At 74.2% G+C, this 12,804-nt stretch carries 10 protein-coding genes; 5 read left to right on the top strand and 5 right to left on the bottom strand.

What is annotated here, in order from left to right; genetic code table 11:
* Positions 1-34 precede the first annotated feature (34 nt).
* Genes AW16_RS0105615 through AW16_RS0105605 form a run of 3 tightly spaced genes read right to left on the bottom strand, consistent with a single transcriptional unit; the run spans position 35 to position 3,578 of the window.
* Complete coding sequence (locus AW16_RS0105615; RefSeq protein WP_029288852.1) at positions 35-1,678, bottom strand: (2,3-dihydroxybenzoyl)adenylate synthase; 1,644 nt, start codon at positions 1,676-1,678, stop codon at positions 35-37.
* Positions 1,675-2,814, bottom strand: coding sequence for an isochorismate synthase MenF (locus AW16_RS0105610; protein WP_051681691.1), 1,140 nt, complete (start codon positions 2,812-2,814; stop codon positions 1,675-1,677). Before AW16_RS0105610 ends, AW16_RS0105615 begins: the two co-directional genes overlap by 4 nt.
* Entirely contained in the window at positions 2,811-3,578 is a 768-nt protein-coding gene (locus tag AW16_RS0105605; protein ID WP_029288849.1) for a 2,3-dihydro-2,3-dihydroxybenzoate dehydrogenase, read from the bottom strand. The genes AW16_RS0105610 and AW16_RS0105605 overlap by 4 nt, the downstream gene beginning before the upstream one ends.
* 191 nt (positions 3,579-3,769) lie before the next feature.
* Between AW16_RS0105605 and AW16_RS0105595 the strand changes: the two genes are divergently transcribed.
* Both AW16_RS0105595 and AW16_RS0105590 read left to right on the top strand, forming a co-directional pair.
* The gene (locus AW16_RS0105595) at positions 3,770-6,511 is read left to right on the top strand and encodes a DNA translocase FtsK (protein WP_081861474.1); all 2,742 of its coding nucleotides are present in this window, start codon (positions 3,770-3,772) and stop codon (positions 6,509-6,511) included.
* Positions 6,508-8,787: a bifunctional diguanylate cyclase/phosphodiesterase gene (locus AW16_RS0105590; RefSeq protein WP_081861473.1), complete on the top strand. Its 2,280-nt coding sequence runs from the start codon at positions 6,508-6,510 to the stop codon at positions 8,785-8,787. Before AW16_RS0105595 ends, AW16_RS0105590 begins: the two co-directional genes overlap by 4 nt.
* Here the strand turns inward: AW16_RS0105590 and AW16_RS0105585 are convergent.
* Positions 8,771-10,090 (bottom strand): CapA family protein, encoded by a 1,320-nt coding sequence (locus tag AW16_RS0105585; protein ID WP_029288842.1) that lies wholly within the window; start codon positions 10,088-10,090, stop codon positions 8,771-8,773. The two genes, AW16_RS0105590 and AW16_RS0105585, sit on opposite strands and share 17 nt — an antisense overlap.
* Before the next feature lie 99 nt (positions 10,091-10,189).
* Between AW16_RS0105585 and pgsA the strand changes: the two genes are divergently transcribed.
* The 3 genes from pgsA (at position 10,190) to AW16_RS0105570 (ending at position 11,892) form a co-directional block, all read left to right on the top strand.
* Positions 10,190-10,732 carry a CDP-diacylglycerol--glycerol-3-phosphate 3-phosphatidyltransferase gene (pgsA, locus tag AW16_RS0105580; RefSeq protein ID WP_051681697.1) on the top strand — a complete coding sequence of 181 codons (543 nt, stop codon included), beginning with the start codon at positions 10,190-10,192 and terminating at the stop codon, positions 10,730-10,732.
* Positions 10,733-10,738: 6 nt separating this feature from the next.
* Positions 10,739-11,260 carry a CinA family protein gene (locus AW16_RS0105575; RefSeq protein ID WP_029288839.1) on the top strand — a complete coding sequence of 174 codons (522 nt, stop codon included), beginning with the start codon at positions 10,739-10,741 and terminating at the stop codon, positions 11,258-11,260.
* Between the two features lie 290 nt (positions 11,261-11,550).
* Complete coding sequence (locus tag AW16_RS0105570) at positions 11,551-11,892, top strand: helix-turn-helix domain-containing protein (protein WP_029288838.1); 342 nt, start codon at positions 11,551-11,553, stop codon at positions 11,890-11,892.
* 116 nt (positions 11,893-12,008) lie between these two features.
* Here AW16_RS0105570 and AW16_RS0105565 read toward each other — a convergent pair whose 3' ends face one another.
* Entirely contained in the window at positions 12,009-12,773 is a 765-nt protein-coding gene (locus AW16_RS0105565; RefSeq protein WP_029288837.1) for a DNA-formamidopyrimidine glycosylase family protein, read from the bottom strand.
* Positions 12,774-12,804 lie beyond the last annotated feature (31 nt).

Here is a 12,804-nt window from a genome sequence, read left to right as displayed (position 1 = left end):
TCGGCGACCGCGTGCGGGTGGGGTGCGCGTCGGGTCAGCGTGCGACGAGGCGTTCGGTGAGCAGCCGTCGCAGGTCCCGGCGGCTGTTCTTGCCGACGTTCGTCGCGGGCAGCTCGTCGACGACGACCACCTCGTCGGGGATCTTGTAGGTCGCCAGCCCCGCGGCGCGCAGGTAGGCGGCGAGCTCGGCCGGGGCGTCGAGCGCCGCCGGGGCGTCCGGCTCGAGCCGCACGACGAGGCACGCCCGCTCGCCCAGGTACGGGTCGGGCAGCCCGACAGCCACGGCGTCGCGCACGGCCGGGTGCGTGAGCACCACGCCTTCGACCTCGGTGCACGACACCTTCTCGCCGCCGCGGTTGATCTGGTCCTTGTCCCGGCCGGTCACGACGAGGTGCCCCGACGCGAGCCGCCGCACGCGGTCGCCCGTGCGGTAGAAGCCGTCGGCGGTGAACGACGCCTCGTCGGCCTCGCCCGCGCCGTAGTAGCCGCGGATCGTGTACGGACCGCGCGTGAGCAGGCTCCCCTCTGTGCCGTCGGGCACGTCACCGTCGTCCGCGTCGACCACCCTGATCTCGTCGTCCGCGCTGATCGGCCTGCCCTGCGTCGTGCGGACCAGCTCGTCGGCGTCGTCGTCCCGCGTGTAGCAGACCAGGCCCTCCGCCATGCCGAAGACCTGCTGGAGCCGTGCGCCGAGCACGGGCTCGATCTCGCCCGCCACGGCGTCGGCGAGCCTCGCACCGCCGACCTGCACGGTGCGCAGGCTCGACAGGTCGGGCGACCGGCGCCGGGCCGCCGCGAGCCATGCCTGCGCGAGGGGTGGCACGAGGGCGGCGGTCGTGACCCGCTCGCGCTCGATCAGCCGGAACGCGGTGCGCGGGCTCGGGTCACGCGCGAGGACCACCGTGCCGCCCGCGTGCAGCACGCCGAGGACACCGGGCGAGCTGAGCGAGAAGTTGTGCCCGGCGGGCAGCGTGACCAGCGCGACCGTCGATGCGTCGACGTCGCAGATCTCCACCGACGCCCGGACCGAGTACAGGTAGTCGGCGTGCGTGCGGGGGATGAGCTTGGAGACGCCGGTGGTCCCGCCGGACAGCTGGAGCAGCCCCAGGTCGTCGGCGTGCGTGCGGGGGACAGGGGCGGGTACGACGGTGTCGGCCGGGCCCCACCGCTGCACGTCGACGACGACCGGTGGCCGCAGGCCGCGCTCGGCGACCCGGCTGCGCACGAGAGCCGCGATAGCGAGGTGGTCCGTCCCGTCGGTGTCGCCGCACACGACGAGCGCGGCGGCGTCGGCCACCGCGCAGAAGTGCGTGAGCTCGAGCTCGCGGTGACCGGCGAGCGCCATCACGGGGACGGCGCCGAGCAGGAAGCACCCGAGCACGACGGCGACGTGCTCGGCGACGTTGGGCAGCGCGACGACGACGCGGTCACCCGGTTCGACGCGTGCGGCGGCGAGGCGGCCGGCCGCGAGCCGGGCCTCCTGCCCGAGCCGGGCGTAGGTCCAGCGCACCTCGCCCCCGCGCGATCCCGTCGCGACGAGCGCGAGCCGGTCCGCGAACCGGTCCGTGCGGTCGGTCACGAGGTCGGCGAACGTCTCGTCGGTCCAGTACCCGGCGGCCCGGAACCGTCCGCGCTCCTCGACCGGCCACGTGACGAAGGGAGCGGGCGCCGACCTCACAGCCCCACCGCCCGCGCCATCGTCGACAGCTTGGCGCGCGTCTCGCGCACCTCGGCCCCCGGGTCGGAACCCGCCACGACGCCGGCGCCGGCGAACAGCCGCAGCCGGGCACCGTGCAGCACGCCCGCGCGGATCGTGACGGCGAACTCGCCGTCCCCCGCGCCGTCGACCCAGCCGACGCTGCCCGCGAGGTGGCCGCGCAGGTCGCCCTCGAGCTCGTCCACCGTGTCGAGCGCCGCCCTCGTGGGGACGCCGCCCACCGCGGGCGTCGGGTGCAGCATGCGGGCGAGCGCGAGAGCCGAGGGCGCCCCGGGCGCGAGCCGGCCGACGACCGGCGTCGCGAGGTGCCACATGGTGTCGGTGCGCACGAGGTGCGGCCGGTCGTCCGCGTGGAGCTCGACGCACAGCGGTCCGAGGACGTCGCGGATCGCATCGACGACGAACGCGTGCTCCGCGAGGTCCTTCGCGGAGTCCTGCAGCGCCTCGGCGCGCTCGGCGTCGACGCGCGGGTCGTCCGCGCGCGGGGCGGATCCGGCCAGAGGTGTGCTGCGGACCTCCGGGCCTGTGCGGCGCACCAGCAGCTCCGGGCTGGCCCCGAGCAGCAACGGCCCGCGCACGTCGTCGCCGAGCGGGAGGCAGAAGACGTGCGGACCGGGCGGGTCTGCGAGCAGGCGGGCGACGACGACGGCGGGGTCGAGCGGCGGCTCGCTGACGACGTCCAGGCACCGTCCCAGCACGACCTTCTCGAGCGCTCCGCGTTCGATCCGGTCCAGCGCGACGCGCACGTGCTCGGCGAACGTCGCCTCGTCGGGGACGGCCACGACGTCGTGGCGCAGCGCCGCGGCACCGGGGACGTCGGCGAGCGGCACCGCGGTGCCGGAGACGCGGACGGGCCGCGCCGCGACCCGGTGGGCCACGGCCGGACCGCCCGGTGCGAACGACAGCGACACGTACGCGCGCTCGTCGGTCCCGAGCCGGTCCGCGACCGCGCGCGCCCACGCCTCGTCCGAGCGGCTCGTCGTCCACGTGTCCAGGACGTCGCCGCCCGACGGGCCGTCCAGGCCGGTGAAGACGACGGGCGGCCGGGCGCAGGGCGCGTGCGCGGTGTCGCGCCGCGAGGTGGTCAGCGTCGTCACAGCGACGCACCTCCGTCGACGTAGAGCTGCTGGAGGGTCACGTGGCGGGCGTCGTCCGAGAGCAGGAAGCACACCGTGGCCGCCACGTCCTCGGGCTCGGCCAGCCTGCCGAGCGGGATGCCGACGCGGAACGACCCAGGGTCGCCCTCGACCGCCACGTGGGCTCCCACCAGCGGATCCGGCCACAGCGCTCGCTGCATCGGGGTGTCGGTGCTCCCCGGCTCCACGACGTTGCACCGGATGCCGCGCCCGGCGAGCTCGAGGCCCGCGCACCTCGCGAGCGCCGAGGTCGCGGCCTTCGACGCGGCGTAGGCGAGCATCCCGGTGCGCGGTACGCGGGCGGCGTTGGAGCTCACGACGACGACCGCCGCGCCGTCGCGCAGCAGGGGTGCGCCGCGCTGCAAGCAGTGCAGCACGCCCGTCGTGTTGACCGCGAGATGGCGGTCCCAGCTGGCCCGGGACACGTCGGCGAGACCGCCGGGCTCCAGCACCCCGGCGGCGGTGACCAGGCCCGCGAGCGGTCCGAACCGGTCGTGCGCCGTCCCCAGTGCCGCCGCCACCTCGCCGTCGGACGTCACGTCGGCCACCAGCGTCAGCACCGGGGCACCGGTCGTCCGCTCCGCCGCGGCGGCCGTCGCCGAGAGCCCCGTCGCGTCGCGGTCGACGAGCGCGACCGGCGCGCCCTGCGCCGCGAGCCGGAGTGCGACGGCGCGCCCGATGCCCGACGCCGCACCCGTGACGACGACGCCCCCTGGAGTCAACATATGACGATGATAAGGAGAGGCTTACCTACATCACAACGCCGCCCACGATCCGGACGGATGGGACGGCGGAGATCGAGCCCCGGCGCGTCGCGCGCGCGTGCCGACGCGTGGCGGCGCGCTGCAGCCCCTCGCGCAGCGACACGCACCGGCGCTCGCGGACGTGCGGATGCCGCCGGGCTACCTTGAGGACCATGGCGACTCGTACGTCCTCCTCAGGCGCCCGCCCCGGCGCTCGGTCCACGGCGTCGTCGTCGCGCTCGTCCGGCAGGAGCGCCGCCCCCGCGGCGCCCCGGTCGAGCTCCAAGCCCACGTCGAAGCCCACCTCCAAGCCCGCGGCCCCGCGCGGCGCGTCGAGCCGCCCCCAGAACCGCAAGCCCGCACCCCCCGCGCGTCCCGCGCTGCCCGTGCGGATGGTCAAGGGCGTCTGGATGGGCTGCGCGCACCTCATCGGCGGCACCGCACGTCGCATGGGTCACGGCGCTCGCGACCTCGATCCCGCGCACCGTCGCGACGGCGTCGCGTTCGCGCTGCTCGGCCTGGCGGTCGTGGTCGCCGCGCGCGAGTGGTGGGCGCTGAGCGGCACGGCCGGCGACGCGGTCCACTCGGTGGTCGCGGGCACGTTCGGCGTCGTCGGGGTCGTCGTCCCCGTGCTGCTGCTCATGATCGCGGTGCGCCTCATGCGGCACCCCGAGCGCGTCCAGGCGAACGGTCGCATGGGCATCGGCCTGGGCGCGATCCTGCTCGCCGTCTGCGGCATCGTGCAGATCTCGAAGGGCATGCCCGGGACCGACGACTTCCCCGCGCTGCGCGAGGCGGGTGGCATCGTCGGCTACGCGGTCGGCAACCCGCTCGCGAGCCTGCTCACCGCACCCGTGGCCGTGATCCTGCTGCTCCTGCTCGCGTTCTTCGGCGTGCTCGTCGTGACCGCGACCCCCGTGCACCAGGTGGTCCCGCGCCTGCGCAGCGGCTACCACCGCCTCACGGGCGCTCACCACGACGCCGACGGCGTGGCCGAGGACGGCGAGGACGACGACGCACCGCTCGTCATCAACGCGGGTCACACGGCGTTCGACGACGACGAGGAGCCCGCCCCTCGCAAGCGCCGCGGGCTCCTGCGGCGCAAGCCCGAGCGCGCGAGCGACGTCGACGAGCCCGACGAGGACCGCCTCGACGGGTACGACGGCGACGAGGCGTTCGTGCGCGCCGCGACGGTCGCGCCCGACGACGAGACGACGGTGCTCGAGCCCGCGCCCGACACCGTCCCGACGGCCGTGCTGGAGGAGCGTGAGCGCACCGGCGGCTCGTCGGCCCCGCTGGCCGCGCCCCCCACGACGCCCGTCCCACGCGGTGAGCAGCCGATGCTCGAGGGCGACGTCCTGTACACGCTGCCCTCGGAGGACTCGCTCGCGAAGGGTGCGCCGCACAAGGTGCGCTCGGCCGCCAACGACCGCGTCGTCGAGGCGCTCACCAACGTGCTCGAGCAGTTCGAGATCAACGCCCAGGTCACGGGCTTCACGCGCGGTCCGACGGTCACGCGCTACGAGGTCGAGCTCGGCTCGGGCACCAAGGTCGAGCGCGTCACGGCGCTGAGCAAGAACATCGCGTACGCGGTGGCCAGCGCGGACGTGCGCATCCTGTCGCCCATCCCCGGCAAGTCGGCGATCGGCATCGAGATCCCCAACACCGACCGCGAGACGGTCGCGCTCGGGGACGTGCTGCGGTCCGCGGCCGCGAAGCGCTCCGACCACCCGATGGTCATCGGCGTGGGCAAGGACGTCGAGGGCGGCTACGTCACGGCGAACCTCGCCAAGATGCCGCACCTGCTCGTCGCGGGCGCGACCGGCGCGGGCAAGTCCAGCTTCGTCAACTCGATGATCGTCTCGATCCTCATGCGCTCGACGCCCGACGAGGTCCGCATGGTGCTCGTCGACCCCAAGCGCGTCGAGCTGACGATCTACGAGGGCATCCCGCACCTCATCACGCCGATCATCACGAACCCCAAGAAGGCCGCCGAGGCGCTCGAGTGGGTCGTGCGGGAGATGGAGGCGCGGTACGACGACCTCGCGATGTTCGGGTTCAAGCACGTCGACGACTTCAACGTCGCGGTGCGGGCCGGCAAGGTCAAGCCGCTGCCCGGCTCGGAGCGCAAGATCGCGACCTACCCCTACCTGCTCGTGATCGTCGACGAGCTCGCGGACCTGATGATGGTCGCGCCGCGCGACGTCGAGGCCTCGATCCAGCGCATCACGCAGCTCGCACGCGCCGCGGGCATCCACCTGGTGCTCGCGACCCAGCGCCCGTCGGTCGACGTCGTCACCGGTCTCATCAAGGCCAACGTCCCGTCGCGGCTCGCCTTCGCGACGAGCTCGCTCACCGACTCCCGCGTGGTGCTCGACCAGCCCGGTGCGGAGAAGCTCATCGGGCAGGGCGACGCGCTGTTCCTGCCGATGGGCGCCGCCAAGCCGATGCGCACGCAGGGCGCCTGGGTCGCCGAGTCCGAGATCCACGCGGTCGTCGAGCACGTCAAGAAGCAGCTCAAGCCCGTGTACCGGCAGGACGTTGCGGTCGCGGCGGCGAAGAAGCAGGTCGACGAGGACATCGGCGACGACCTGGACCTGCTCCTGCAGGCCGCCGAGCTCGTCGTGACCTCGCAGTTCGGGTCGACGTCGATGCTGCAGCGCAAGCTGCGCGTCGGCTTCGCCAAGGCGGGGCGGCTCATGGACCTGCTCGAGTCGCGCGAGATCGTCGGCCCGTCCGAGGGTTCCAAGGCGCGTGAGGTGCTCGTGCAGCCCGACGACCTGCCGGGCACGCTCGCGATGCTGCGTGGCGAGCCCGGGGCGGACGAGGGCATGCCCGGCGACCCGCCCGTCGCGACGGACTACTTCGACGACGACGAGGGGGACGACGCCGGCTGGTCCGGCGCGGGCCGGTGAACGACCTCGTCGCGACGGGCGCCGCCCGGTCGTCGCAGCCGCCGAGCACGTCGCTCACGCCGCACGTCGCGGTGTCCGACACGGTCAGCACGGTGACGACCGTCATCGGCGCGATCGCGGTGGTGGCGCTGCTCGCGGTGCTCGTCCTGATGGCGCGGCAGCGGCGCGAGGTGCGGCGCGCGAACGAGGCGCTCGCGCTGTCCCGCGAGCTGCGGCACCGGTACGACGCGCTCCAGTCGGTGACCAAGGAGGGCGCGCTCGTCTCGTCGCTCACCGGCAAGGTGCTCGACATGTCGGAGCGGGCCGCGGCGATCCTCGGCCTCGAGGTGGCGTCGTCGAACGGGCGTCAGCTCACGGACCTGCCGATCGTCCTGGTCAACGAGGCGGGTCTCGCGATGAACCCCGCCGCGGTGCTCGGCCACCGCACGGGCACGGGGCACTCGGGCTTCACGGTCGATTCCGAGCTCGTCGGCATCGCACTGCCCGGAGGGGCGCAGGGCCAGGCGCGCATGGTGCAGGTGTCCAGCCAGCTGGTGCCTGCCGGCGACGGCGAGCAGCCGGCCGTGCTGACGACCCTGGTCGACGTCACGGGCCGACGCGAGGTCGAGGCCGCGCTGTCGCGCAGCGAGACGCAGTTCCGGGTCGCGATGGAGAACGCGCCGATCGGCATGGCGCTCGTCGACCTCGAGTGGCGTGTCGTCGAAGCCAACGCCGCGCTCGCCGAGCTCCTGGGCACGAGCGTCGCGGCGCTGCGTGGCTACCCGATGGCCGACCTGGGGACGCCCGAGACGCGTGACGCCGAGCGCGAGGAGGTCGAGCGGCTCCTGCAGGGCAGCCAGCACCGGTTCTCGCTCGAGAAGCGCTACCAGCGCGCCGACGGGCACCTCGTGTGGGTCGTGCTCGATGCCGCCCTCGTGCGCACGCCCACCGGAGCGCCCGACCACTTCGTCGTCCAGGTGCGCGACTCCACCGAGTCGCGGCTGCAGGCCGAGATGCTCACGCACCGCGCGATGCACGACCCGCTGACGGGCCTCGCGAACCGCACGCTGCTGCAGGAGGTGCTGCAGTCCGTGCTCGAGCAGCCCGGCGTGGTCGACCGCGTCGCGGTGCTCGCGTGCGACCTCGACGGCTTCAAGGAGATCAACGACCGCTACGGGCACGCTGCGGGCGACGAGGTCCTCGTGCACGTCGCCGGCGTGCTGCGGGCCGCGACCGCCCGGCGCGGGACGGTCGCGCGGCTCGGCGGCGACGAGTTCGTCGTCGTCGTGCAGGACATCGACGGCCCGAAGGCCGTGTTCGAGGTCGCCGCCGCGATCCACGCCGGACTGCAGGAGCCCGTGCGCGTCGCGCGCCGCCGGCTCGCGGTCGCCGCGAGCATCGGCATCGCGCTGGCGGACCCGGACATGGCCGACGGGGGAGCGCCGGCGATGCTCGCGGCCGCGGACGCCGCGCTCTACCGCGCCAAGGCCGCAGGGCGGGGCCGCACCGAGGTGTACGACCCCACGATGAGCCACATCTCCGGCGCCGGGCTGCAGAGCGAGCTCGCGGGCGCGCTCGAGGCCGGCGAGCTCGTCGCCCACTACCAGCCGATCGTCGACCTGGGCGACGCGCGCGTCGTCGGGTACGAGGCGCTCGTGCGCTGGCACCACCCGTACCGCGGGCTGCTGCTCCCGCAGGCGTTCCTGCCGCTCGCGCAGGAGGGCGGGCTCGCGGTCCAGCTCGGCCAGCACGTCGCACGGCAGGTCGTCGAGACCGTCGCGCGCATGCCCGACCCGACGAAGTGGGTGTCGGTCAACGTGTCCGCCGACCAGCTCGGCGACGGCGAGTTCGCGACGACGCTGCTCGCCGAGATCTCGCGGCACCGCGTCATGGCGGGACGGATCGTCGTCGAGCTGACCGAGACGTCGCTCGTCGCGTCCGGCACGCGCATCCGGCACGAGCTCACGCAGCTCTCCGCCGCCGGCGTGCCGGTGCTCCTGGACGACTTCGGCACCGGCCAGTCGCCGCTGTCCTACCTGCGCGACCTGCCGGTCGCGGGCGTGAAGCTCGACATGTCGTTCACGTCAGGGATCCCCGACGACCCCACCGCGGGCAAGGTCGCCCGCGCGCTCGGTGCGCTCGCGCGTGAGCTCGCGATGGTGACGATCGCGGAGGGCATCGAGCACATGGAGCAGGCGGACTTCCTGCACCGCAACGGCTGGCGGTACGGGCAGGGCTGGCTGTTCGGCAGCGCGCAGCCCGCGCAGAGCGTGCTGGCGGTCAGCCCTTCCGCATGACGACGACGGGCGCCGGTCCGGTCGGCGTCACGGGGATCGTGCGCTCGGGGGCCTCGTGCCCCGCGGCCTTCGCGACGCGTCCCTCACGCTGCGCGACCTGCTTGGCCGACAGCTTGCCCACCCCGTCGGTGATGTCCGGGAGCGCATGCACGCGGTGCCCGCCCAGGCGGTCCACCGTGACCCCGGTCCACTCCACCATGTCGATGCGCGCCGGTCCGGCCTTCGCGCCAGTGGCGGGATCGGCGGCGGGGCTCACGACGTGCGCCGTGAGGAAGATCCCCGAGTCGGTCTCCGGGACGCAGCACGCCGCGTCCTGGTTCGACACGAAGTTGCCGAGGCCGTAGGCCACCCACATGCCGCGACCGTCCGGGCCGCCCTGCAGGCGCGCGACCGGCTGCGGCACGTGCGCGTGGTGGCCGATGACCAGGTCGATCTCGCCCGAGTCGGCGAGCTGCTGGTCGATCTGCTCCTGCTCCGCAGTGGGCTGCGTCTGGTACTCGACGCAGCAGTGCACGCTCGCGACCACGAGGTCCGCACCCGCGGCACGGGCCTCCTTGGCCTGCTCGACCATCGTCGGCACGTCGATGAGCTCGACCGACCACGGCTTGTCGGCGTCGATCGGCATGCCGTTGGTCCCGTAGGCGGCCGCGATGTGCGCGACCGTGATCGTCTGCCCGGCGCGCTCGAGCCGGTAGAGCTGTGGCTGCGCCGCCTCCTTCGCGGTGCGTGCCGTCCCGGCGTGGCCCAGGCCGACGGCGTCGAACGCGTCGAGCGTCGCCGTGATGCCCGCGAACCCGCGGTCCACCGAGTGGTTCGACGCGGTCGAGCAGCCGTCCCAGCCCTGGTCCTTGAGCGCCTGCGCGATCTGCTTCGGCGCGCCGAACAGCGGGTACCCCGACGGCTTCTTGCCCGCGGGCGCGATCGGCACCTCCATGTGGCACAGCGCGAGGTCCGCGCCCGCCACCCAGTCGTCCATGCCCGCGAGGAGCTTGCCGAAGTCGTAGCCGTTCGCCGTCCGGGCCGATGCGTCCACGGGGAGGTGCGGCAGCACGTCACCCGCGGCGACGATCGTGAGCTGCGCGTCGGGCTCGGGCGTCGGTGCGACCGTCGGCGTCTCGTCCGGCGTCGCCGTGCTCGTCGCGCTCGGGACCTGCGGTCGGGCACCGGGCGACGGCAGCGCGGCGTCGGTCGCGGCGGGACGCAGGGCGACGGCGATGCCGCCGACGACGGCCAGGACGAGGGCGAGCGTGGCCAGGGACGCGACGAGTCGCGACCGGCGGTGCCGGCGGACGTGACGCGTCACATGGGGCCTTTCGTCGAAGGAGAGCCGCGGGGATTCTAGGCTGTGGGCGTGACCACCCCCGAATCGCCCTCGGTGTGGAACGCCGCGAACCTCCTGACGATGCTGCGCATCGCGCTCGTGCCGTTCTTCGCGTGGGCCATGCTCGTCGACGGTGGGCACAGCACCACCGGCCGCCTCGTCGCCGCCGGCATCTTCCTCGTCGCCGCCGTCACGGACCGCGTCGACGGCTGGTGGGCCCGGCGCACGGGGTCGATCACGGATCTCGGCAAGCTTCTGGACCCGATCGCCGACAAGCTGCTCATGGGCACCGCACTGGTCCTGCTGTCCTGGCTGGGCGACCTGTGGTGGTGGGTCACCGTCGTGATCCTCGTGCGCGAGCTGGGCATCACCGTCATGCGGCTGCGGCTCCTGCGCTACCTCGTCCTGCCGGCCTCGCGCGGGGGCAAGGTCAAGACGGTCCTGCAGTCGTTCGCGATCGGGCTGTACGTGCTGCCGTGGGACGCGCTGCCCGGCTGGGTCCACGTGGTGGCTGTGGTCTCGATGGTCGCGGCTGTGGTGGTCACCGTGGTCACCGGGGTCGACTACCTGCGGACCGCGGCACGCATCCGCCGGACGGCCGTCACCGTGCCGCCCGAGGTCTGACGCGACGTGCGAGGCGAAGCGCCCGACACGGCGGCCGAGCGCGCGCACGTGCTGCTCGACGCGCTGCGGGTGCGTGGGCTGACGCTCGCCGTGGCCGAGTCGCTCACGGGCGGGCTGGTCACCGCCCGCCTCGTCGACGTCCCGGGCGCGTCGACCGTGCTGCGCGGTGGAGTCGTCGCCTACGCGACCGACCTCAAGGCGACCGTGCTCGCCGTCGACCGCGACCTGCTCGACCGGCACGGACCCGTCCACCCGGAGGTCGCGGCCCAGATGGCCCGCGGCGTCGCGGTGGTGCTGGGTGCCGACGTGGGCCTCGCGACGACCGGCGTCGCGGGACCGGGACCGGCCGACGGGCACGATGCGGGCACCGTGCACGTCGCCGTGCACGTCACGGCACGTGCGGGCGACCCGACGACGGACGCGCACCGCGGCCTGGTCGTCGTCGGCACGCGCGACGACGTCAGGGCGGCCGCGACCGACGCCGTGCTGCAGCTCGCGCTCGACGTCGTCGGCACCCGCGAGGCATGAGGTCACCCGGACGGCCGTACGTCCGTGCGGCGGGGCGCGGGTGAAGATCTCGTGCCTGCGTCCCGGCCGCCACCGCGCACGGGAACACACTGGCCTGCCGCGTCGTTGCTAGGTCCGTGATGACAACCCGACCGCCGGCTCGGCCCGCACAGCGTCGTGTCGGTGGTGCAAGGTACGGTGACACAGCCGTGGTAGGCATGCACGGTCGGCGTGGTGCCGCGACGAGCGGTGACGTGGCCGGCGTCGGTGCACGTGATGAAGGTCGAGCAGTCGCGAGAGGGGGAGCCCCGATGGTCGTACTCCGTCGAGAGATCGGCGACGTGCTGCGGGATGCGCGGCAGCGTCAAGGGCGGACCCTGCGAGAGGTCTCGTCGGCCGCACGCGTCTCGCTCGGATACCTGAGCGAGGTCGAGCGCGGTCAGAAGGAAGCGTCGTCGGAGCTGCTGCACAGCATCTGCGAGGCGCTCGACGTCCCCATGTCGCTCGTGCTGCGCGAGGTGAGCGACCGGGTCGCGGTGGCCGAGGGGCTCCTGATCCCCGACACCGTGCCGGTGGACCTCGCGGCATCGCTCGACGGCGTGATCGACGCCGGTTGGGCGCGCACACGCGCGGAGCTCGCGCCGATCGGCTGAGCGCGGGCGTCTGCCGGACGCAGTCTCCTCGGACGGGCCGTCGACCTGTGTGGTCGGCGGCCCGTCCGTCGTTCCGGCCCCGGCTGCGCGCCCGGCCTGGACCCCGCCGGAACGGCTCAGGGGGACGGCCGGCGCTGGCACCTCGGGCAGTAGAAGATCGGGCGCTCCTGCGGCGGCCGGCGAGCCTGACCCACCGCGATCGGCGTGCCGCACCGCACGCACGGCCGACGCAGCCTGGCGTGGACCTTCTCGGGGCGCTCGTCGGCCAGGACCGAGCGCTGCATCTGGCGGCGCGCCACCAGCAGGAGCCGCGCGGGATCGGTGACCTGGTCCGCCGGGGTCCACGGCCAGATGCGCTCCGCGAAGAGTGACTCCGCGGTGTAGATCGTGCCGAGCCCCGCGGCGACCCGTTGGTCGAGGAGGACCTCCGCGACGGGCGTCGGTCCGGCGGCCGACCAGCGGCGCAGGATCTCCTCGACGTCGACCACGTCGTCCAGGAGGTCCGGCCCCAGGTGGCCGACGAGCGTGTGCTCCTGACGGGTCGGAACCAGGTCCATCATCCCGAGCAGTCGGCCGAACGCCGTCCAGGTGTCGTTGGCCAGCACGGCACGGACCTGCGGGGACCTCGCCGCGGCACGCGGCGACCCCGTCGGTGCCGAACGCCACGTGCCGTCCATGCGCAGGTGCGTGTGCAGCGTGCGCCCGTCGTCGAGCCGCGTCAGCAGGTGCTTGCCGTAGGGGCGTGTCCCGAGCACCGTCGCTCCGGTGAGGTCGGCGGTCGCGAGCGTGGGCCAGCGCAGCTCCGCTCGTACCAGCGCGCGCCCGGCCAGCGTGCGGTCCAGCATCCCGGCGGTCCGGCGCAGCACGTCGCCCTCAGGCATCCGTCGCCCCCGTGCGCCGCACCACGGTGCC

The sequence above is a fragment of the Cellulomonas sp. HZM genome, assembly GCF_000708885.1.
Classification (GTDB): Bacteria; Actinomycetota; Actinomycetes; order Actinomycetales; family Cellulomonadaceae; genus Cellulomonas.
This window is presented reverse-complemented; position numbering and strand designations above follow the sequence as displayed.